The 21,821-nt window shown below is 59.4% G+C and carries 16 protein-coding genes; 10 read left to right on the top strand and 6 right to left on the bottom strand.

All coding sequences use genetic code 11. The annotated features are described in order from the left end of the window. Nucleotides 1-111 precede the first annotated feature (111 nt). Nucleotides 112-1,674 (top strand): pectate lyase, encoded by a 1,563-nt coding sequence (locus FF098_RS00775; protein WP_413228461.1) that lies wholly within the window; start codon nucleotides 112-114, stop codon nucleotides 1,672-1,674. Continuing rightward, nucleotides 1,671-3,065: a DUF4861 family protein gene (locus FF098_RS00770; protein ID WP_155135974.1), complete on the top strand. Its 1,395-nt coding sequence runs from the start codon at nucleotides 1,671-1,673 to the stop codon at nucleotides 3,063-3,065. Before FF098_RS00775 ends, FF098_RS00770 begins: the two co-directional genes overlap by 4 nt. Nucleotides 3,066-3,105: 40 nt before the next feature. Here the strand turns inward: FF098_RS00770 and FF098_RS00765 are convergent, their stop codons facing one another. After that, a complete protein-coding gene (locus FF098_RS00765; RefSeq protein ID WP_155135971.1) occupies nucleotides 3,106-4,284 on the bottom strand; it encodes a sialidase family protein in 1,179 nt (392 codons plus the stop codon). 112 nt (nucleotides 4,285-4,396) lie between these two features. Then, nucleotides 4,397-7,144, bottom strand: coding sequence for a TonB-dependent receptor (locus tag FF098_RS00760; protein WP_166426259.1), 2,748 nt, complete (start codon nucleotides 7,142-7,144; stop codon nucleotides 4,397-4,399). A gap of 525 nt (nucleotides 7,145-7,669) precedes the next feature. Here FF098_RS00760 and FF098_RS00755 point away from each other — a divergent pair. Both FF098_RS00755 and FF098_RS00750 read left to right on the top strand, forming a co-directional pair. Beyond that, nucleotides 7,670-8,797, top strand: a complete 1,128-nt coding sequence (locus FF098_RS00755) for an endo-1,4-beta-xylanase (RefSeq protein ID WP_155135965.1) — start codon at nucleotides 7,670-7,672, stop codon at nucleotides 8,795-8,797. A gap of 19 nt (nucleotides 8,798-8,816) precedes the next feature. Beyond that, entirely contained in the window at nucleotides 8,817-10,328 is a 1,512-nt protein-coding gene (locus FF098_RS00750; RefSeq protein WP_155135962.1) for a UxaA family hydrolase, read from the top strand. A 42-nt stretch (nucleotides 10,329-10,370) separates the two neighbouring features. Here FF098_RS00750 and FF098_RS00745 read toward each other — a convergent pair whose 3' ends face one another. The 4 genes from FF098_RS00745 to FF098_RS00730 all read right to left on the bottom strand — a co-directional run bounded on the left by FF098_RS00745 (nucleotide 10,371) and on the right by FF098_RS00730 (nucleotide 15,561). Beyond that, a complete protein-coding gene (locus FF098_RS00745; RefSeq protein WP_205967323.1) occupies nucleotides 10,371-11,339 on the bottom strand; it encodes a glycoside hydrolase family 43 protein in 969 nt (322 codons plus the stop codon). A gap of 43 nt (nucleotides 11,340-11,382) precedes the next feature. Next, a complete protein-coding gene (locus tag FF098_RS00740) occupies nucleotides 11,383-13,731 on the bottom strand; it encodes a glycoside hydrolase family 65 protein (protein WP_205967322.1) in 2,349 nt (782 codons plus the stop codon). A 146-nt stretch (nucleotides 13,732-13,877) separates the two neighbouring features. Then, a complete protein-coding gene (locus FF098_RS00735; RefSeq protein WP_155135959.1) occupies nucleotides 13,878-14,687 on the bottom strand; it encodes an IclR family transcriptional regulator in 810 nt (269 codons plus the stop codon). Between the two features lie 112 nt (nucleotides 14,688-14,799). Further along, nucleotides 14,800-15,561 (bottom strand): SDR family NAD(P)-dependent oxidoreductase, encoded by a 762-nt coding sequence (locus FF098_RS00730; protein WP_155135956.1) that lies wholly within the window; start codon nucleotides 15,559-15,561, stop codon nucleotides 14,800-14,802. 145 nt (nucleotides 15,562-15,706) lie between these two features. On the opposite strand from FF098_RS00730, the gene rhmD reads away from it, so the two are divergent. The 6 genes from rhmD to rhaT are packed head-to-tail and all read left to right on the top strand — an operon-like array spanning nucleotide 15,707 to nucleotide 21,813. Next, nucleotides 15,707-16,891 (top strand): L-rhamnonate dehydratase, encoded by a 1,185-nt coding sequence (gene rhmD, locus FF098_RS00725; protein ID WP_155135953.1) that lies wholly within the window; start codon nucleotides 15,707-15,709, stop codon nucleotides 16,889-16,891. A gap of 31 nt (nucleotides 16,892-16,922) precedes the next feature. After that, nucleotides 16,923-17,798 (top strand): fumarylacetoacetate hydrolase family protein, encoded by an 876-nt coding sequence (locus tag FF098_RS00720; RefSeq protein WP_155135950.1) that lies wholly within the window; start codon nucleotides 16,923-16,925, stop codon nucleotides 17,796-17,798. Continuing rightward, nucleotides 17,795-18,541 carry an SDR family NAD(P)-dependent oxidoreductase gene (locus FF098_RS00715; RefSeq protein WP_166426258.1) on the top strand — a complete coding sequence of 249 codons (747 nt, stop codon included), beginning with the start codon at nucleotides 17,795-17,797 and terminating at the stop codon, nucleotides 18,539-18,541. The genes FF098_RS00720 and FF098_RS00715 overlap by 4 nt, the downstream gene beginning before the upstream one ends. A 52-nt stretch (nucleotides 18,542-18,593) precedes the next feature. Further along, nucleotides 18,594-19,493: an amidohydrolase family protein gene (locus FF098_RS00710; RefSeq protein WP_155135944.1), complete on the top strand. Its 900-nt coding sequence runs from the start codon at nucleotides 18,594-18,596 to the stop codon at nucleotides 19,491-19,493. Nucleotides 19,494-19,521: 28 nt separating this feature from the next. After that, nucleotides 19,522-20,673: an FMN-dependent L-lactate dehydrogenase LldD gene (gene lldD / locus FF098_RS00705; protein ID WP_155139277.1), complete on the top strand. Its 1,152-nt coding sequence runs from the start codon at nucleotides 19,522-19,524 to the stop codon at nucleotides 20,671-20,673. 15 nt (nucleotides 20,674-20,688) lie between these two features. Continuing rightward, nucleotides 20,689-21,813 carry an L-rhamnose/proton symporter RhaT gene (gene rhaT, locus FF098_RS00700; protein WP_155135941.1) on the top strand — a complete coding sequence of 375 codons (1,125 nt, stop codon included), beginning with the start codon at nucleotides 20,689-20,691 and terminating at the stop codon, nucleotides 21,811-21,813. Nucleotides 21,814-21,821: the final 8 nt, after the last annotated feature.

The following is a 21,821-nucleotide window of genomic DNA, read 5'->3' as shown; positions in this document are numbered from 1 at the left end:
GAGCCGCGCCACAAGAGCGCGGCCTTACAATAGTGGAGAAAGATGATGAAACCTGCCTACCTCCTGGCGGGGGTGTGTACCCTCGCCTTACTACCTTCAGCCTTGCCGGTTATGGCGCAGGCTGAGCAATCGCAAACAGCACCCGAAGTCTCTACCGTCGAAGACACGATGAAAACCGCGACCCGTTTCATGGTCGAGGACGTCGCGACCAATGGCGGTTATGTCTGGGCCTATCTGCCGGACTTCTCGCGCCGCTGGGGCGAGATGGAGGCCTATCCCAGCATGGTCTGGACCCAGGCCCCTGGAACGCCGGAGATGGGCGAGATCTTCCTCGATGCCTATCACGCCACCGGCGATGAGTATTACTACGACGCCGCGATGAAGGCCGCACAGGCCCTGATCGATGGCCAGCACCCAAGCGGCGGCTGGAACTATGTCATCGACACCGCCGGCGAGGAGTCCATCAAGCGCTGGTATGACACGATTGGCCGCAATGGCTGGCGGCTGGAGGAGTTCCAGCACTATTATGGTAATGCGACATTCGATGACCACGCTACCGTCGAATCCGGCACTTTCCTGATGCGGCTATATCTGGAAAAACGAGACCCCGAGGTGAAGAAGGCCGTCGACAAGGCAATCTCCTTCGTTCTCGACAGTCAGTATGCGAATGGCGGCTGGCCTCAGCGCTGGCCAGATGCCCCGGATTTCGAAAAGCACGGCCAGCCCGACTATACCGGCTTCATCACGCTTAACGATGAAGTCGCCCAGAAGAATATCGATTTTCTTCTACTGGCCATGCAGCAACTGGACCGCCCGGAGCTGGAAGAACCGATCCGGCGTGCCATGGACCTGTTCATAGAACTGCAACAGCCCCAGCCGACACCAGGATGGGCCCTGCAATATACGATGGAGCTGGAGCCGGCCAGCGCCCGCACCTACGAGCCTGCCGCGATTTCTCCGCATACGACGGATGCATCTATCAAGTCCCTGTTCCATTTCTATGAGCTGACAGGCGATGACAAATATCTGGCACCGATTCCTGCCGCCCTTGAATGGCTGGAGAAGGTCGAGGCCCCGGCAGAGGCACACACAGACAGCGGCCGAAACTACTACCGTTATGTCGAAGCGGGCACCAACCGTTTCATGGCGGTGCGCCGGCGCGGGTCCAACGCCCAGAATGGCGAGTACTACGTCAATTACGACATGACCGGTGAAATGGCCGAGAAGCGCGTCGACACTGACGCCTTGTGGCAACGGTATGAAACGCTGCAGGCAACGCCCGCGGAACAGCTGATCGCGCAATCGCCACTTTATGGCAACGGCCCATCATTGATGCCCTATTATGTCGTGACCGATGACATTGTCGGCTCCGACCTGAACACCCAGAGCGATGACGGGCGCGACGTGACCGAAGCGCGCATTCACGATCTCGTCCAGTCGCTGGGCGAGGACGGTTACTGGCCGACAGAGCTGCGTACGACGAGCCATCCCTACAAGGGCCCGGGGCCTGACAGCCCGCCGGAAGGGTTTGTCGATCGCGGCCAGGTGGGGGACGAGTGGGACACCTCGCCCTTCACCATGGAGAGCGGCCCCATGGGGATTTCCACAGGTACCTACATCCGGAACATGAGCTTCCTGATCGAGTATGTTGATGAGAGAGGTGATGACCAATGAAGACAAGATCCATTCTGATGGCAACGGCGGGCGCAGCGATTGCCTGCCTGCCCTGTGCCATGGCCCAGCCATCCAGCGACAGTTCATCTGCCAGCGGATGGTATGTGCAGGATGACTTCGTACCTGACCAGCGCCTGCGCATCGTTGTCCGCAACGATCTGGACAGGCCGCGAGAGAATGCGCCGGTCACGATCACCCGCACACAGCTCTCTGCCATGCCTGATGTTCACGAACTGGCCATGACCCTTGTCGACCCTGCCTTGCCGGGTCGTGAGGAGCCTTCCTTTGAGTTGCTCCAGCGCCAGGGTGGCCACGAAGCCCGGGCAGAGGAGAACGGCGCGTGGATTCCCTATCAGTTCGATGATCTCGACAAGGATGGCCTGTGGGACGAGCTGTTCTTCATGTCGGATTTCGAGGCTGGCGAGGAGAAAGTCTTCTACATCTATCTCGGCCAGCAGGGCCGCGGCTGGCAGGCGCATGAAACCCATGCCGGTATCGGGTCCTATGTCCGCCACACCGTGCCCTTCTGGGAATCGGGGAATATCGGCTGGAAACTGTGGTATCCGACCGACATCGATGTCTTCGGCAAACGCGAGCCGGTACTGATGTCCCAACGTCTGTATATGGACAATCTTGACGGCTATGGCGTCAACCATGTCGATCCGGCGTTTGGGTCGGACATCATGCAGGTCGGCAGCTCCTTCGGTGGTGGCGGCATTGGCGTTTTCGACACGCCCGGTGAACCTGACACCGTCTCCCGCCCCCGCTTCACCGGACGCGCCCCGGATTCGGTTTTCAACGCCGGTCCCATTGGTGATACGCGATACGCCTTCGAGGTTGTCACCAACGGTCCGGTTCGCTCTATCATTCGCGCACATACTTTCAACTGGGACAGTGGCAATGGCCAGTATGCGGCAGAGCAGCTCTATACCGCCTATGCCGGCGAGAGCTATTCGACCGCCTCGGTGCGGTTCACGGAATTCGATCCAGAAGGAAGTGCCGCCTTCGCCGTCGGCATGCGCCGTCACGTCAACGAAGAAGACTATCTGCAGGAAGACGGCATCGTCATCAGTGGCGGGCCGGAAGCGATCCGCAATGTTGACGATGATGGTCTGCGCGAGAACAGCCTGATCGTCGATTATGTCAGTACGGCACTGGTCGTGCCTGAACGGTTTGACCCGGAATTCGTCACGACGGAGGATTTCGGCGGCAACCACATGTTCAGGATCACTCCCGGCGATGACCTGACCTTTGACTATCTTATCGCCGCGGGCTGGAGCGAGGGAGCGGTCAACACCAATCAGGAAGAATTCCGCGCCTATGTCGGGGAGGTCGCCGAGAGCTTCAACTCGCCAATCGAATTCGTCTCGGGACAGATGGAGTCGAAATAGTCACGAATGCGATCAGCTGCGGGGGCCTTCCCCGCAGCGATTATTCCTGCACCAGGTCCTGCCAGGGTACGCGGGTAATCTCGACATCTTCCTTGTTCGTTGCATAGGCGACGAAAAGATAATCTCCCCACACGATACTTTTTGGATAGCTGTAGGATGGCCGCTTGTAGAGCCCTTCCGAACGCATGGGCTGCATGTCTTCCCCGCCGGCGCGCAAGAGCCAGGCGCGATCGAACAGCGCACCATCCTCGCTGAGGCTGACAACCAGAGGATAGCGGGCCCGGTTCGGTACCGGATTGTTCACACGGAACACTGTCCCGTCCGGCAGATTGCCAGCACTTTGCTTGGACCGTGAATCCGGAAAAGCGGAAAGCTCGGGCGTCGTCCAGCTTTCACCAGCATCACGGCTGACGGAATAAAGCGTCTGGAAACTGCTGTCCTGGTCGCGGAACAACATGACGACGGAGCCATCTGGACGCGAATACAGGCTGGGCTCGATCTCACGGCTGACATGGCCGTCCGCCTCGAGATTATCCATCCTGCCTCTCTGCCAACCGCTTGTCGCCAGTGGATCATCGGTGAAATAGGGAGCCACGGTCAGGCCCGGCTCGACATGGAAAGCCGTAACGATGCGCCCGCCTTCTATCGTGTGCGGATCCTGCTCGATGACACCCGGCACGGGCTCGCCATCCTTGCCGGTAACGGCTTGCGCACGCGACCACGCGCGGCCGTCCTCACTGGTCATGTGGAGGGTATAGCCTTGGCGGATTTCATCCTCCCGCTCCGGCCAGACATTGATAAAGGCTACGAGCGTCTCTTCATTGACCCACCAGCCGCCGCTGGTCGCGATGGCATCTTCCTGCTCCTGATAGAGAACCACGGGTTCTGACCATGTTTCCCCCTCATCCTCGCTCCATGCATAGACGACATGAGTATCGGCAGAGTCTTCATCTTTCAGGGATGTCTGCCACTGGGCGTAAAGCACGCCCTGGAAGGGGAAAAGGACGACACCGTGATTATAGGCGTTGTCGCCGTCCCGGGGTTCGTAAACCGTAAAGGTCGCTAGCTGATCGGGTTTTTGCAGGCCCAGCGTATCAGGCTGTCCTTGGTCAAACAGGTCATCGGACACACTGATAGAGACATTGTCTTCGACGCAGGCGGTCGCCAGAAGGATGACAAGCAGGCTGGAAGCCAGTCCGATATGCAGTCCCGATTTCATCCCTTGCCTCGCCATTTCTCTGATTGGTCCTTACACGTGCTGAAAATAAAAAGGTCCAGAGCCACCGGGGCTCTGGACCAAGGTTTGGACAATAACGCCCAGGGAAATAACCCTACATCTTGAAGCGGGCACCGACCAGGAAGACACGGCCTGTGTGCTCCCAGGAGTAACGGCGCTGATCTTCCCGATCGATATAGACGTCGGAGAATTCGTCGGTCAGGTTGAGAGCCTCGAAGGAGACTTCAAACTGGTCGTTGATCTCGTAGCTGGAGGAGAAGTCTACGAAGAACGACTCACCGACTACCTCGAAGTCATTGTCACGCGTACCTTGCAGGTAGTCGTCGCGATAGGAACCGGAAACCCGTGCCTCGAACGGACCATTCTCATAATAGACAGTCGCGTTGTAGGACACGTTGGACAGGCCGATCAGGCGCTCCGTCAGCGTACCACCATAATATTCCACGTCGGAGTCGACATAGGTATAGTTGGCGATGAAGCCGAGGCCCTCGAGTACTGGCGGAACATCCACGATCTCAGCCAGCGGTGTCTGCATGGAGATCTCGAAGCCTTTGATATCAGCACCCGGGCCGTCATCGAGGGAGCGGATTTCCCAGCAACCGGAACCGCCATTGGCCGGGTTACAGGATTCCAGCGGACCACCTTCAGGGTTTTGTGCCGTCGGTGACGTCGGCAGAAGAACGCTGGTCGGCAGACCCGTCGAGGCGAATGTATCCGTCCGTGTGGAGTTGATCGGGAATGATTCGATATCCTTTGCGAAGACTGCAAGGGAAAGCAGCGATTCATCCGCGAAGTACCATTCCAGGGACCCGTCCAGCGTGGTTGCCCGTGTCGGCTCCAGGAACGGGTTGGAATAGCTGACCCGGTAGTTGAAGCTGTCCACCGAACCGCCCGGAGAAAGCGAGCCGAGACCCGGACGCTTCATCACCTTGGCAGCTGCACCACGCAGCACGAGATCGTCCGTGATCCACAGTGCCAGGTTGGCCGCAGGCAGGAAGTCATCATAGGGATCGCGATCGACTTCTACCTGGACACCGGAGTTTACGCCAGCGGACTTCTGGTCAGTCTCGACATAGCGCCCGCCGACATCATACATCAGCTCCATGGTTCCGACCGGGAAGGAGCCATCCAGCTTGAAGAACACGCTGTAGCTTTCTTCCTCGACCGAGTTGAAGTTGTTTGCGTAGGTACTCGTGAATGGCAGGTTGAACAGGTCGAAATACTCGGTCCATGCATCGCCATTCGGGATCGCCCAGGTCAGGGTCGAACCGTCGCCAGCCGGACCGCCATAGGTGTAGATATCCGACAGGGCATCCGTTGCCGGTACGCCGAGCAGGTCGTCGACACCGTCATTGTCCGTGTCGCAATCGAAATAGCCTGCGGCACAGACACCAGTATCGCGAGCAGCGTTCGTCGCTTCATAGGTGAAGCGCTTCCACGCACCACCGACGCTGACGGAGTGATTGTCGAAGTAATCCCACTCGACCTCGAAATTGGCCGTGTCGTAACCGTGCTCGATCTGCTCGGGACGGTCGCGCAGCTCGGTCATCTGGAAGTTGGCGGGGTCCGATACATCCGGACCGTTGAAGGCGAGGACCGGCTCTTCATCGTCGGAATAATCGTAGAAGTAACCGTTATAGTCACGGTCATCATACATGAAGGTCAGCTCGTACTCGCGATCCGTTTCGGATTTCGAGGTACCGATCATGCCGTTCAGGCGCAGGCTGTCCGTGAAATCATGTTCGATGTTGGCGCTGAACTGGTGGAAGTCCGTGGTCCACAGGTTTTCGAAGTATTCGTTCCGTACCCATGCATTGTTGACCGTCATGGACGTCAGCAGGTTCAGGTCCGGGTCATAGGTATAATCGACAACATCCATGCCGCCTTCGTTACCGCGGAACAGTACCTCGCCATAGATTTCCGAACGGCTCGCCTCATAGGTCGAGTACAGGGAATCAATGGTAATGAGCGTGCTCTCAGCCGGCTTGAACTGCAGGCCAGCCGTCAGGCCAAGGCGGTCGCGGGATTCGGTCTGAACACCATAGCGCGGAATACGCGGGTGCCAGGCATTGGTTACTGTTGAGCAATCTGCAGGCTCCGGCGTCGTCGTACAGCTCTGGCCACCGACGGAAGCAAAACGGGAACGCTGCCAGCGAACCGTGTTCTGGGTTTCCAGCTCGGTCTCGTAGTCGGACAGGGCAGCCGACAGGGTGATGCCGAACGTTTCTTCCGGGTTGTTATAGGCAAACAGGCCGGAAAGGCGCGGCGCGATTTCCTCGTTCAGGTCATTGTACTGGGCCTGAGCGTTGACAGCGAAGGTCGTGCCTGTCGGGTATGCGAAAGGACGGCCAGTGTTCAGGTCGACAACGGCACCGAGTGAACCTTCGTCAACATCTGCGGTCGCCGTCTTGCGGATGATGATGTTGTTGAACAGCTCCGATGCGAAGATGTTGAAGTCGAAACCGCGACCACGGTTGCCGTTGGTCGAGGCGATCGATTCCATGCCGTTGATCCGGACACGGGTATATTCACCGCCGAGGCCACGTACGGTGATCTCACGACCCTCGCCGCGCTCGCGCGTGATGGCGACGCCTGGCACGCGGCCCAGCGCTTCAGCCAGGTTCTGGTCCGGGAAATCGGCGATATCATCGGCGACGATCGCGTCAACGGCGGCCGTCGATTCGCGTTTCACATCCAGGGCCTCTGCAAGCGATGCCCGGAACCCGGTGATGGTGATAACGTCTTCACCTTCAACCTCGGCATCCTGCGCAAATGCCGACGGCGCCATACCCGCAGCGCACAATGCGATGGCGGAAACGGCCATAAATTTGTTGGTATTCATTCTCATTCGAACCTCCCTACTGTCTTTGACAGCCTTGTTTACTGTTCTGACGCTGGCGCGCCCCCCGTGTGGAACTTTTCGCTCCTTATCGTGGAACCGGTTACATCAAATGTTACCGGTTTCCCAAAACGCTAGATCAAGTTTGCGTGTTTGGCAACTCGTTTCCACTGCAGAAAGAAAATTTGCCTGCAAACGCGTAATCATTTGGTGCAAAAACGTCACATCGATCACGCCAACACAGGAGCGTTCATGCTGAAAGTATCGCATTAAGTGTTACCGGTTTCACAAACCAGGTAATTCCGTTGTTCAGCAGGGTTGAACAGGCATCCATCAAAGCTGACATCGGCAGGCACCCCCTGGATGATAGCGATCACAGTCATGTCACGACATACGCCAGACCGAACAGGCGCCCGTGCCAGACTGGTCAGATTTCGCACATATTCGATTCAGTGAACGTCAAGAAAACCCTTCACAAATATCCATTATGTGAGATGATGTGTCAGATAATACAAAATTGGAGGAAACATGTCCCGGATCTCACGTCGCAACATGCTCGCCTTGCTGGGTGGCACAGCTCTCATGCCTGTACTGGACGCCAATGCCGGCTTTTCACTGAGTAATGCTGGCTCCGCCTTGCCGAGCCCGTCCCTTGGCGCTCTTGCTGCACAGAAGGGCATACGCTTCGGGTCCGAGATCAATGCCAACCAGCTCGACGACCAGGCCTATATCGACATCTTCACCCACGAATGCGCGATCATGGTGCCGGGCAACGAGCTGAAAATGTACACGATCGAGGATGAGCCGGGCGAATGGAATTTTGCCCCGGGCGACGCCCTCGTCGCCTTCTCGAAGAAACACGACATCGGCATGCGCGGCCACACCCTGCTCTGGAATTATCCGCGCTGGCTGCCGGACTGGGTCAATGCACAGGAATTCGCGAGCGCCGACGAGGCAGCGCAGTTCCTGACCCGCTATATCAGCCGGGTCGCCTCCCACTATTCCCCGCACATCTATTCATGGGATGTCATCAACGAGAGCTTCAATGACGAGACCGGTGAAATCCGCGAGTCGGTCTTCAACAATGCCATGGGCTGGGATGTCGTCGATCACTGTTTCCATGTCGCGAAGGAACATGCCCCGCAGGCAGACCTGGTCTATAACGACTACATGTCCTGGGAAGACAAGAGCGCCAACCACCGCGATGGCGTACTGCGCCTGATGGAGCGGCTGCTTGCAAACGATGTCCCCATTGACGGGCTCGGCATCCAGGCCCACATCATGCTCGACCCGAAAATTCCGTTCACCACGAAGAAACAGACAGAATGGGCGGATTGGCTGAAGGAAGTCTCCGACATGGGGCTTGACCTCCTGTTCACCGAGTTCGATGTCAATGACCGGCTGTATGAGGCCGATGACGCGACCCGCGATGCAGCGATCAATTCCTACGCCAGGGACTATATGGATATCGCCTTTGAAAATCCGAACACGAAGGAATTCCTGCTCTGGGGCATGGTCGATCATTACAGCTGGCTGCAGGAGTTCCGCAAGGAAGGCCAGCCGCCGGCCCGCCCCCTGCCCTATGACACACAGTATAAACCCAAGCTGCTGCGCGAGACGATTGCCGACGCCCTTCGCGCCGCCCCTGTACGATAGAACCCCAAAGAGACCAGCAATGCCCGCCAGCACGCTTTCGCTTATTGTCATTCATCCCGACGACACGGTCGCCGTTGCGATCGAAACCGTCGAGGCAGGGCATGACGTGTCGGCGGGCGAGACTGCCCTGAAGACGCTGTCGGAGATACCCAAGGGGCACAAGGTGGCACTGAAGGATCACCAGCCCGGCGATGCCGTGATCAAATATGGCCACCCGATCGGAACGATTACCGAAGCCGTCGCCAAAGGCGGCCATATCCACAGTCATAACCTCTCCACCGCTCTCGGCGCGGGGGACAGCTATCATTACGAACCCGTCGCACTTTCACCGGCACCGGACGCTCCCGAGGAGACATTCCAGGGCTATGCCCGTTCCTGGGGCGAGACGGGTACCCGTAACGAAATCTGGGTACTGAACACTGTCGGCTGCGTGAACCGGGCCGCTGTGTCCGTTGCCAAGGCCGGTAACCACATCATCGCAGAACGCGGCATCGACAATGTCGATGGCGTGCACGCCTTCTCCCACCCGTTCGGCTGCTCCCAGCTGGGCGACGATCTCGACCAGACGCGCGATGTCATCCGCGCGCTGGCGCTGCATCCCAATGCCGGTGGCGTCGTCATCATGGGGCTGGGCTGCGAGAACAACAAGCTCGCCGCCCTGCTGGAAGGCATCCCGGAGGAACGGCGCGAGCGCATCGTCTCTTTCAATGCTCAGGAAGTCGTCGACGAGGAAGAGACAGGCCGCGAAGCGATCGAGCACCTGCTCGAGGTAATGAAGGATGACAGACGCACGCCCTGCCCCGTCTCCGCCCTGCGCCTTGGCATGAAATGCGGCGGGTCCGATGCGTTCAGCGGCATCAGCGCCAATCCCGTCGTCGGCCGTATGACCGACCGCCTGTCGGAGCGCGGCGGCACGGTGTTTCTCACCGAGGTGCCTGAAATGTTCGGCGCCGAGCAGCAGCTGATGAACCGCGCCGCCGATGAGGGGACATATCGGCAGATCGTTTCCCTGGTCGAGGACTTCAAGGACTATTTCATCAGCCACAACCAGCCGATCTATGAGAACCCCTCGCCGGGCAACAAGGATGGCGGCCTGACGACGCTGGAGGAAAAATCCCTCGGCGCGATCCAGAAAGGCGGCAAGGCCATTGTCAACGGTGTCCTTGCCTATGCCGAGAAAGGCGCACGCCCCGGCCTGAACCTGATCAATGCCCCGGGCAATGATGCCGTCTCTTCCACGGCGCTGACGGCGGCTGGCGCGACAGTGCTCCTCTTCACCACCGGTCGCGGCACACCGCTGGGCTTTCCCGTCCCTACACTGAAGATTTCTTCCAATACCGGCCTGTCGGAGCGCAAGCCCGGCTGGATCGATTTCAATGCCGGCGCCCTGATCGATGGCGAGAAGGACATGGACGCGCTGGCTGACGATCTGTGGCAGAAGATCCTGCGCACGGCCTCCGGCGAAGAGGCGCAGAACGAGCGCAACGACTATCGCGAGATCGCGATATGGAAACGGGGCGTCACCCTGTAAGGCGACACCCCGCTACCGTTCTGCGCATCTCTATGGTCAACCCTATTCGACCGTCTTCAGCCCCTCTAGCGTCTCGCGATCGATCTTCAGGACCGTACCATGGCGCGACCCTTCCGGAAAGGTCAGCTGGTCGCTGATGTCTTCCCAGTGGATGAGATCGTCCGACTTCGCACCCATCATGCGATGTTCCATATAGGCGTCGTAATAGACATAGAATTCATCGCCGATCTTGGTCGCGGTCGGCCCTTCGACCCAGACACCGTCCGGGGAGAAAGGCGGCGAAGACGGGCCCCACGGGCCTTCCGGGTCTGCGGCAATGGAGATACGGATATTCTTTTCCGGCTCCGGGCGCTTGGTCTCGTCCTTTATGAACATGATATAGCGCTCGCCATCCTTCAGGATCGACCCGTCGATCGAGACATAGCCGCCATCATAGAACAGGGCCGTATCCGTGTACGTCTTGAAGTCCCTTGTCTTGACGTAATAGACGCGGTGATTGATGCCCTTGCCGATAGTCGAGCGGATGTCGCCGCGATCCTCGGTCTCCGGGAACTTGCCCGGCACGGCGGATGACCAGAAGATAATGTATTCTTCCGTCTGGTCGTTGAAGAAGATCTCCGGCGCCCAGCTGTTCATCACTTCAGGCTCATGCGCCATGACCGGCAACATGGTCTGTTCGCTCCAGTTGATCAGGTCCTCTGAATGGGCAATGCCGATATTGTTTTCCCACCAGCCGGTCGTCCAGACCATGTGATAGGTACCGTCAGGTCCCTGAATGATGCACGGGTCGCGCATCAGCTTGTTGCCGATCTGCGGCGTAAGGAAGGACTCGCCATCCTTCAGCGCGGTCCAGGTCAGCCCGTCCTCGCTATAGGCCAGGTGCAGGCCGGTCTCGCCATCATTGCGGAAGGAAGAGAACAGCAGCACCTCGTCTTCATCCAGCCCTTGAGCGGCGGCAGCGGCCGGCAACATCGCGGCCAGTGCCGCCGTGATCATCAGTTTCTTCATCATCCTCTCCTGTTCTTGTCTCTGTTTCTCACCGTTCGAAAAACGATTACGGCAGGGGCGTTATGTCCTCATACCTGATGACCCAGCTGCCATCGTCCGGGAACCCCGGCGTTTCCGCCTCGGCACCATCCCAGCCGGCGACCATCAGCGCGACGGCGGCAAGCAGGGAGCCGTTGGACGGGAAATAGGTATCGGCATTTTTCACATAGCCATCGTCACCGAGATGATAGCGCGGGGTCATGCCGGTCAGGCCATACTGGTTGTTGGCGGCATCCATCATCAGATAGTCCAGCGCCTTTTCAGTTTCGCCGAGCCGTGCCGCCGTCATTGCCATCATCGGGAAGTCCCAGCCCCATGTCTGACGGAAATCCCAGTGTTCATCCATAACCATCATGGTACGGCGCATCATGTCATCGTCGACACGCTCACCGCCGGGAATCAGTCCCGTCGCCATCAGGAAGGACGGGTGATCGCGGTTCAGGCAGTCATGGTCTGCCGGATCATCGCCTGCGGCATCGACGCCGCCCACCGTGCCCTGCCCACCGGCGCATTGCGGCCGCATGGCATCTGCCCAAAAATCGGGCATGTCATCGACCGGCAGGTAGAGCCCGTCGGCTGTCGGTAGCGGCGACAGGCCTTCCAGCACCTCGTCCCACTCTGCGTTGCGCTCCATACCCAGCCGTTCGCGCCAAACCTGTGCCGTCTCCAGCCCCCAGGCAAAATAGGCAACTTCGAAGGTCGGGTTCACGGTCGTGCCGGCATCATAGGCCTCCTGCACTGGAATGACCGGCGGGCCCAGCACATAGGCGCCTTTTTCATCATCCCAGACAAGGAAGGTTGCCAGCAGGTCGGCGGTCTCGAATACCACCTCGCTGTATTGTTCAAGCAAATCCGCTGACTGATCGTTCCGCCACGCCAGTTCGGCCAGATAGATTGGGTGCGGCTGCTGCCACATGATGAAAGGGTTGATGGTACTGGGGCTCTCCACCGCATCGTCAGCGGTCATCTTGGGCCACCACGCCCCGTCACGACCGTAATGCTCGGCGCGGGCCTGAGCCTTGTCCAGTGTGCGGTTATACCAGTCGAGGCTGGCTGCGACCTGCTGATCCCGGTTCCACAACAGGAAATGCGCCACATGCCAGCCATGCATTTCGTGGTGGAACTTGCCATTCCAGCTGTTGGAATAAAGCCCTTCTTCCTGGGGAATGAAATCGCCGCCGGTATTCACGCCGGTCAGATATTGCGACAGCACCACGCGGCGCTCCAGTTCCTCCGCGCGCGGATCGGTACTGCCGGAAAAGTCGACCATGCCGCCTTGCTGCCAATAGGCCGCCCAGCTTTGCGCCGCGCCCCTGTTCGCTGTATCGAACTCGATGGCCGTCTCCAGAGCACTCTCTTCCGGTGCGTATTCAAGCAGCAGCCGAAGTGTATCCGTTTCGCCCTCAGCCTGCAGGACATAACGATGCGCCCCTGTCTCGCGCAGGGTGCTGCCATCATCATAGGTGGCACGCGCGACATAGGTCATCTCATCGAGTGATCGCCGGAACAGCGCCGTATTGTCGCCAGCCATCTCAAGCGCGGTCTGGTGGCTGTCATCGGCGTTCCACTCGGCAGGGTCAGGCTGCAACGACTGGCTGACATAGGGAAACGCGATCTCGACTCCGAGATCACCAGAGGCAACCAGCGGCGACGTAATCTCTACGAGCACCATGTCCCTGTTACGATGTGCGCTCGTAGTTACACTGACCGGCTGGCCATCGATCTCGAAGCTGCTGTCAGCCTGCCCGTGCCACAGGTCGAGAGTCTGGCTGGTATTGCCGACCTCGGAAAAATCGAGCGGCGCAACGCCCTCCCCGTTCGCAGTCACGAAGGACAGCCGCCCAAGCGAAATGCGATGCGGATTGCGGCGCATATAGGCGATTGCCGGATTTTCATCGGCCACCGCCCAGTCGTTGAAATACGGGTACTGATAGGTTTCGCCATGCGCCTCGATCGGGCGATAGGTGTCCTCCAGTGTATAGCCTTCAGGATTGGGGAAGCTGTGCCAGGCCCATTGCGCCTGTGTCATCAGCGGCGAAAAGGCGGAATATTCATCGCGAAATGTCTGCAGCCCTGTAATGTCCAGCGCCATCGCCAGCGAGCCATTGCCGACCATCACCGGCGACTCCGGATCGATCCTGTCAAGCGTCACATCGTGCCGCGACACCAGCGCTTGCCGGTCGATAGCTGCCGTCTCCGCTGGCGCAGAACTTTCCTGAGGCTGATTACCAGTCGGCGTCTGCGCCGGCGCTGGTTCTGCGGCACAAGCCGACAGTGCAAACAAGGCGCTCGCCATGATGGTCGTCGCGCGCAACCCGGTTTTCAGGCAACCCTGATGAAACGGATATCTGGTCATTGGCAGTCCTCCCGCAGCAGTGTCGAGCCGTCGGCATCGTTATCGTTACCGATACTCTATCGCTGCCGGAAGAAAACGCAACCACAATCCCACATTGCGGAATATTATTTCATTTTACAAGATTGTACGCCGTCAGCCTCGCTTTTTCAGGCGTCAGGGTCCTGCCAGCCCAGCTCGCGGCTGATCTGCCGGGTCGCATCCTGCACAACGGGCACCAGTTCCTGCATGCGCTCGTCACTCATATATTGTGCGGCACTAGACAAGCTGATTGCCGCGACCACCTTGTTCTCGACATTTCGAATCGGGGCTGCCACGCAGCGCACGCGGTCTTCGTTCTCTTCAAGGTCGAAGGCGTAGTCACCCTTTTGATAGGAGCGCATCCGCTCCATCCATACGGGCATTGAGTTACCGGCATCGGCGGCGGCCATTTCATACAGCCTTTTCCAATAGGCTTCGCTTTCCTCGAGAATCAGCGCCTTGCCCAGGCCCGTCGTCGCGATGGGCTGTCGTTCGCCGACATGGGAGCTGATCAGTATGCGGCGCTTGCCGGGAATTTTTTCCAGATAAAGCACCTCATCCCCGTCGATGACGCCCAGATGGACGATGTCGTCTGTCTGCTTGGCAAGGTTCTCAAGCACCGGACGGGCGACCTGCGCCAACTGGATCTGCAACCTGGCGCAATGCCCCAGCGCGAGAATCACCGGCCCGAGGCTGTAACCGCCGCGCGGCGTGAATGACAGGAACCGCCGCTCGACCAGCGCCGCAGCCAGCCGGTGCGCCGTACTGCGCGTCAGGCCCAGCTCTTCGGAGAGCTCGTTCAGCGATACCGGCCCGTCGCGCACCGTTTCCAGCACATCGAGGCCGCGCATCAGGGTCTGGGCGCCGCTGGAGCCTTTTTCCTTCGGCGCCTTGGACGCCGTGCCCTTTGTCGAGGTTTTTGCTTTTGGTTCAGCCATGAGGTCGCGCCTGCTTTTTCCTGAAGGAGGCCTTATGTGTTACTACCGCCCGCCCAATCCCGCAATGTGGGAATTTTACCTGTTTTCCGGCGCGAGAGGTGCCCCACGCGCCCTATTGCAGGTTCACATACATGCCGCCATCGACCAGCAGGGCCGCGCCGGTAACGTAGCGTGCCATGTCCGAGGCGAGGAAGATTGCCGGTCCGGCTAGGTCTTCCGGTTCGCCAAGCCGGCCCAGCGGGGTGCGCGCTTCCATATATTTGCGCTTTTCCGGATCGGACAGGTCGTCGCGATTGATGTCCGTCTCGATCGTGCCCGGCAGCAGGGCGTTACACCTGATCTGGTGCTTGCCCAGCGCGATAGCCGTCGACTGCATCAGCGACAACACGCCCGCCTTGGTCGGGGTATAATGTGTCTGGAATTCACCGCCGACCAGCGCAGAGATCGAACTGACCGCGATGATCGAGCCACCACGCCCCTGCTCCACCATCTGCCGCGCACCAGCCTGCACCATATAATAAGCGCCGAGCAGGTTGACCTGTACGGTTCGCTCAACTGTTTCCTGCGGCATGTCGAGAAAGGCATGGAAAGGACAGATCCCGGCATTGCTGACAAACACGTCGACACCGCCCAGCGCTTTTGTCGCGGTACTGACGAACTCTTCTGCGGTTTTCGGGTCTGCCACATCGCCCTTCACGGCGATGCCCTTGCTGCCAGCCTGACGCACCTGGTCGAGCGTATGTTCCGCGCCCTCGTCATCTCCGTGATAGTTGATTGCAACATTGGCACCCTGCCGTGCCGCACCGATGGCGATCGCCTGGCCAATGCCGGCAGATCCGCCGGTAACAAGTACGCTTCTTCCGTCCAATAACATCTCTTGTTCCTCCATTTTTCCTACACCCGGCCACGACCCTGTCGGTACCCGGGAAGGGTGTTGACCCTCAAAATCTTATAATCTAAGAAGTAGTCTCATATTATAAACAAGAGTTCCATACAACGGGCGGGAGCGAAACAATATCATGGCATCTGCAAGGATAGTCGATATCAGGGCATTCGTCCTGCGTGGCGGCGGTGCCGATTATCATGACCAGTCCGACGGGCACTGGATCGATGATAATATCGCAACGCCGATGTCCAGATATCCGGCCTACAGAAAAAGCCGCCGCAGTTTCGGCATCAACGCTCTCGGCACGCTGGTTGTCGAGGTCGAAGCCGATGACGGCACGATCGGCTTCGCGGTCACCACCGGCGGCGAGCCTGCGGCCTATATCGTCGAGAAGCACCTGTCCCGTTTCGTTATCGGCCAGAAGGCATCGGATATCGAACTGATCTGGGACCAGATGTATTTCGCCACACAATATTATGGCCGCAAGGGCCTCGTGGTGAATGCCATTTCCGGTGTCGATCTCGCCCTGTGGGACTTGCTCGGTCGCCTGCGCCAGGAACCGGTCCACGCGATGATCGGCGGTCCCGTGCGCGACGAAATCCAGTTCTACGCCACCGGTGCCCGGCCTGACCTCGCCAAGGAAATGGGCTTCATCGGCGGCAAGATGCCCCTTCGTTATGCGCCGGTCGAGGGCAATGAGGGCATGAATCAGGCGATTGCCGACCTCGCAGAGATGCGCGAACGCGTTGGCCCTGATTTCTGGCTGATGCTCGATTGCTGGATGGCTCTCGACCTCGACTATGCCACTCGCCTTGCCCATGCCGCTGCCGCACACGGCCTGAAATGGATCGAGGAAGCGATCAGCCCTGACGATTACTGGGGCTATCAGTCTCTGAAAAAGGCTGTTCCCCCCGGCATGCTGGTCACCACCGGCGAACACGAAGCGACCCGCTGGGGCTTCCGGATGCTGCTGGAAATGGAATGCTGCGACATCATCCAGCCCGATGTCGGCTGGTGCGGCGGCCTGACCGAGCTGTTGAAGATCTCCGCTCTTGCCGACGCCCATGGCAAGCTCGTCATCCCGCACGGTTCGTCGGTCTACAGCTACCATTTCGTGGTCACGCGCCATAACAGTCCGTTTGCTGAATTCCTGATGATGGCACCGAAGGCTGACGAGGTCGTGCCGATGTTCTCACCGCAATTGCAGGGCGAGCCGGTACCACAGAATGGCAGGATCGCTGCTTCCGCGCTCGACAAGCCGGGCTTCGGCGTAGAGCTCGATCGCAGCCTCGACCTTGCCCGTCCCTACAAACCATAAATTCCTTACACGCTATAAAGAAAGACCTGTCATGAAGCTCTGCCGCTACGGCCTTCCGGGCAAGGAACAACCCGGCCTCCTCGACACTGATGGCCGCATCCGCGACCTCTCAAAACATATCGACGACATCACGCCCGCCGTGCTGTCACCGCGCATGATGAAACACCTGTCCGAACTTGATATCGACACGCTGCCACTCGTCGAAGAGGGCGTGCGCTACGGCATCCCGGTCAACGGCATTCCGAAAATCGTTGCCGTCGGTCTCAATTACGAAGACCACGCAAAGGAAGCCGGCTTGCCCGTCCCGACCGAGCCGATCACCTTCATGAAGGCCGTCTCCAGCCTGACCGGCCCGAATGACGATGTGATGTTGCCGCAGGACTCGACGCACTCAGACTGGGAAGTGGAACTCGGCGTCATCATCGGCCAGCGCATGTCTTACGTTGCCGAGGAAGACGCCCTGTCCCATGTCGCCGGCTATGTTCTGGCCAATGACGTCTCCGAGCGATTCAACCAGAAGCAACGCGGCTCGCAATGGAGCAAGGGCAAGGGGCACGACACGTTCTGTCCGGTTGGCCCTTGGCTCGTGACCGCTGACGAACTCGGCGATCCGCAGGACCTCGCCATGTATCTCGACGTCAATGGCGAGCGCAAGCAGACCGGCAATACAAGGACGATGATCTTCACGGTCGCCGAAGCGCTTTCCTATATCAGCCGATACATGACACTGATGCCGGGTGACCTTGTCATCACTGGCACACCTCCCGGCGTCGGCGAAGGACAGAAGCCTAATGCCCAGTATCTCGCCGCAGGTGATATCATGGAGCTGGGGATAGACGGCCTCGGCACCCAACGCCAGACTGTCATTGCCTGGTCAAGAACTGCAATCGAGGGAGACCTCTCGTGATTTATAAAGACAGATTTTCCGGCAAGACGGCCGCCATCACCGGCGGGGCTTCCGGCCTCGGCCTCGCCAGCGCAAAACGTATCGCCGAAGAAGGCGGTAATGTCGTCCTCTGGGACATGAACGAGGAAGGGTTGCAGCAAGCGCAGGAAGATATCCCCGGCGCCCGCACCATCCGGGTAGATATCACCGATGCGGACGCCATCCAGGCTGCTGCCGAGGAGACGCTCGAGGCTTTCGGCTCCATCGATATCCTCATCAACAGTGCAGGCATCACCGGCGCCACCGTGCCGGTACAGGATTTCCCGCTCGACAGCTGGCGCAAGGTTATCGACATCAATCTCAACGGCACCTTCATGTGCTGCCGCGCCATCATTCCCTACATGCTCGACAATGGCTACGGGCGGATCATCAATGTCGCCTCCGTCGCCGGCAAGGAGGGTAATCCGAACGCGTCGGCCTATTCCGCGTCAAAGGCCGGGGTCATCGGCCTGACTAAAAGCTTGGGCAAGGAACTGGCGCAGACAGGCGTTATTGCCAACTGCATCACGCCTGCCGCGTTCGAGAGCCCGATTTTCGACCAGATGCCGCAGAGCCAGATCGATTACATGAAGTCGAAAATCCCGATGGGACGCCTTGGCACGGCCGAGGAAGTCGCCAGCATGATCTGCTTCATGGCGAGCGAGGATTGCTCCTTCACCACCGCCTCCGCCTTCGACACGTCAGGTGGCCGTACAACCTATTAGCCAGGCAGGAAAAGGCCCGCAAAGAGGCCCTCAGCTCCCGGAGGAAATGATCATGCACGATATACCATTTGTCGACGCCCATGTTCATTTCTGGGATCTGGACGCGATCGCGCATCCGTGGCTGACACCGCCCTTCTCCACTGACGGGCTGATGGGGTCGGTCGAGGCAATTGCCACGGATTACGGCCCCGAGGAATATGCTGCCGACGCACAGCGCTGGACTGTCGCGGGCACGGTGCATGTCGATGCCGGGGCCGCACCTGAGCTGGCTGTTGATGAGTCACGCTGGCTCGACGGTTTACGCACGCAACACGGTGCACCGACTGCCATGGTCGCCTTCGCCGCCCTGAACGCCCCCGCCGTTGAAGAAACACTGGCCGCCCATGCAGGATACTCGGCTGTGCGCGGCATCCGCCATATCGTCAACTATCATGATGATCCGTACAGGACTTACACGCCGGTCGACCTGACCGTCGATCCGCAATGGCAGGCCGGTTTTGCAAAACTCGCCGGCTATGGCCTCGGCTTCGACCTGCAGGCCTATCCATCGCAATTCGCACCGCTGGTACCGCTGTTGTCTGCACATGAGGATATTCCGGTCATGATCAACCATGCCGGCATGCCATTTCATGACGAGAAGGAAGAGTGGCGCAAGGGCATGGCCGCCCTCGCCGCGCTGCCCCATTGCGCGGTCAAGGTTTCCGGCTTCGGCATCACCGACCACGACTGGACCGAAGAGAGTATTCGCCCCTATGTGCTGGAGACGATCGACCTGTTCGGCACGGACCGCGTGATGTTCGCCAGCGATTTCCCGACCGACAAGCTGTACGCCGACTTTGATCGGTGCCTGTCATCCTACGCCAACATCATTGCTGCTTTCAGCGACGACGAGAAACGCGCCATGTGGGGCCGCAATGCCGACAGGCTGTACCGGATGGGGCTATCGCTATGAGACACTATCAGGACTGGACCTTGCACGGATGATTACGGCCTCAACACATGACTTTCGAAAGAAGGCGCAGGCAAAGCTGCCGCGCTTCCTGTTCGAGTATGTTGATGGCGGCTCCTATGACGAGGTGACCCTGCGGCGCAATGTTGCCAGCCTTCAGGATATCGCCTTGCGCCAGCGCATCCTGCGCGATGTCTCGAATATCGATCTCTCGACGACGCTCTTCGGCCAGGACACCCGCCTGCCCGTCGCCCTCGCCCCCGTCGGGCTGGCCGGCATGTATGCCCGGCGCGGCGAGGTGCAGGCGGCGCGCGCGGCCGAGAAGGCAGGCATCCCTTTCACGCTGTCCACTGTTTCTGCCTGCCCGCTGGAGGAAGTAACCAGCGCCGTTACCGACCCGATCTGGTTCCAGCTCTACATGATCCGCGACCGCGGCTTCATGAAGGACCTGCTACAACGCGCCACCGATACCGGCTGCAGCGCGCTGGTCTTCACCGTCGACATGCCCGTGCCGGGTTCGCGCTATCGCGACTATCACTCAGGCCTTGCAGGCAGCCCGGGCCTTGCCGGGGATATGCGCCGTGTCTTCCAGGCTTTGCAGCACCCCGGCTGGGCGTGGGATGTGGGCATTCATGGCCGCCCGCACCAGCTCGGCAATGTCGCGCCGGTTCTCGGCAAGAATACAGGCCTTGAGGACTTTTTTGCGTGGATGCGGAATAATTTTGACCCGACCGTTACGTGGAAGGATTTCGAATTCATCCGCTCGATCTGGAAGGGGCCTATGCTGGTCAAGGGCATCCTCGACCGAGAAGACGCAGTTCAGGCCGCAGATCTCGGCGCTGACGGGATCGTTGTCTCCAATCATGGCGGCCGCCAGCTCGATGGCGTGCCCGCCTCCTGCGAGGCGCTGCCCGCGATTGCAGAAGCGGTCGGGGAGCGCCTGACCGTGCTCGCCGATGGCGGCGTGCGCTCCGGCCTCGACGTCGTGCGGATGCTGGCGTTGGGCGCGCGCGGCGTACTGCTCGGGCGCAGCTGGGTCTATGCCCTGGCCGCCGAAGGCGAAGCCGGTGTTTCAAAAATGCTGTCTCTCATCGAGGCGGAAATGAAGGTCGCCATGTCCCTGACAGGCGTCACAGATATTACGCAGATCGACCAGTCGATACTGGTACGGAATAAAATATAAGAGAGGAAATCTGACATGGGTGGCAATCCACTTTTCGGCGTCTTGTTTCACTGGCTGGGTGGCCTGTCCTCAGCCAGCTTCTACGTCCCCTACAAGCGCGTAAAGCTCTGGTCGTGGGAGATTTTCTGGCTGACAGGCGGCATCTTCTCTTGGGTTCTCGCACCCTGGATTGCCGCCTTTATCGGCACGGAGGATGTGCTCGGCGTCCTTTCCGGTGCCCCGGCCTCGACGCTGCAATGGTGCTATTTCTTCGGGGCGATGTGGGGTTTTGGCGGGCTGACCTTCGGTCTGACCATGCGCTATCTCGGCGTGTCGCTGGGCATGGCGGTCGCCCTCGGCCTCACCACCGCCTTCGGTACACTGGTGCCACCGATCTTTGAAGGCGAGTTCGCCGAAACGCTGCTGTCTTCTACCAGTGGGTTCGTCGTGCTGCTCGGCATCCTGCTGACGTTAGTCGGCATCGCCGTCGTCGCCATGGCCGGGCACGCCAAGGAACAGGAAGTCCCGCAGGAAGAGCGTATCAAGACGATCGCCGAGTTCGATTTCCGCAAGGGCATCATGGTCGCCATCTTCTCAGGCATCATGTCGAGCTGCTTTGCCTATGGCCTTGCCGCCGGTGAGCCAATTCGCGAGGCATCGCTGGCCGCGGGCACGGGCATTCTGTGGCAAGGGCTGCCCGTCCTTTGCGTCGTCCTTGCCGGTGGCTTCACCACCAACTTCATCTGGTGCACGGTCATGATCGTGCGCAACAAGTCCGCAGGCCAATGGATCGGGCGCCAGAATGCAGCAACCAATGTCCCGCCGGCAGAACCCGGCGCTGCCGCCATCGGCGCTGATGGCACGCCAGCAGTGCAGGGCAAACCGCCTCTCCTCTTGAACTATGGCCTGTGCGCTGTCGCTGGCGTGCTGTGGTACCTGCAGTTCTTCTTCTACACGATGGGTGAAAGCCAGATGGGCCGGTTCGGCTTCTCCTCGTGGACGCTGCACATGGCGAGCATCATCATCTTCTCCACGCTGTGGGGCTTTGCCCTCGGTGAATGGCGCGCCTCCAGCGCAAAAACGAAGCGGCTTGTCTTCCTCGGCATTGCCATCCTCGTCGGCTCCACCGGCGTCATCGGCTACGGCAATTTCCTCAGCTAGGAACAGGC

The sequence above is a fragment of the Aquisalinus luteolus genome, assembly GCF_009712425.2.
Taxonomy (GTDB): Bacteria; Pseudomonadota; Alphaproteobacteria; order Caulobacterales; family Parvularculaceae; genus Aquisalinus; species Aquisalinus luteolus.
Note: the sequence above shows the minus strand (reverse complement) of the source record. Positions and strands in the feature narration are given on the sequence as shown.

Excerpts from the sequence above, each read along its gene's own strand:
- FF098_RS00775 (WP_413228461.1), top strand. The coding sequence starts at position 112 with ATGGCGCAGGCTGAGCAATCGCAAACAGCACCCGAAGTCTCTACCGTC.
- FF098_RS00770 (WP_155135974.1), top strand. The coding sequence starts at position 1,671 with ATGAAGACAAGATCCATTCTGATGGCAACGGCGGGCGCAGCGATTGCC.
- FF098_RS00765 (WP_155135971.1), bottom strand. The coding sequence starts at position 4,284 with ATGAAATCGGGACTGCATATCGGACTGGCTTCCAGCCTGCTTGTCATC.
- FF098_RS00760 (WP_166426259.1), bottom strand. The coding sequence starts at position 7,144 with ATGAATACCAACAAATTTATGGCCGTTTCCGCCATCGCATTGTGCGCT.
- FF098_RS00755 (WP_155135965.1), top strand. The coding sequence starts at position 7,670 with ATGTCCCGGATCTCACGTCGCAACATGCTCGCCTTGCTGGGTGGCACA.
- FF098_RS00750 (WP_155135962.1), top strand. The coding sequence starts at position 8,817 with ATGCCCGCCAGCACGCTTTCGCTTATTGTCATTCATCCCGACGACACG.
- FF098_RS00745 (WP_205967323.1), bottom strand. The coding sequence starts at position 11,339 with ATGATGAAGAAACTGATGATCACGGCGGCACTGGCCGCGATGTTGCCG.
- FF098_RS00740 (WP_205967322.1), bottom strand. The coding sequence starts at position 13,731 with ATGACCAGATATCCGTTTCATCAGGGTTGCCTGAAAACCGGGTTGCGC.
- FF098_RS00735 (WP_155135959.1), bottom strand. The coding sequence starts at position 14,687 with ATGGCTGAACCAAAAGCAAAAACCTCGACAAAGGGCACGGCGTCCAAG.
- FF098_RS00730 (WP_155135956.1), bottom strand. The coding sequence starts at position 15,561 with ATGTTATTGGACGGAAGAAGCGTACTTGTTACCGGCGGATCTGCCGGC.
- rhmD (WP_155135953.1), top strand. The coding sequence starts at position 15,707 with ATGGCATCTGCAAGGATAGTCGATATCAGGGCATTCGTCCTGCGTGGC.
- FF098_RS00720 (WP_155135950.1), top strand. The coding sequence starts at position 16,923 with ATGAAGCTCTGCCGCTACGGCCTTCCGGGCAAGGAACAACCCGGCCTC.
- FF098_RS00710 (WP_155135944.1), top strand. The coding sequence starts at position 18,594 with ATGCACGATATACCATTTGTCGACGCCCATGTTCATTTCTGGGATCTG.
- lldD (WP_155139277.1), top strand. The coding sequence starts at position 19,522 with ATGATTACGGCCTCAACACATGACTTTCGAAAGAAGGCGCAGGCAAAG.
- rhaT (WP_155135941.1), top strand. The coding sequence starts at position 20,689 with ATGGGTGGCAATCCACTTTTCGGCGTCTTGTTTCACTGGCTGGGTGGC.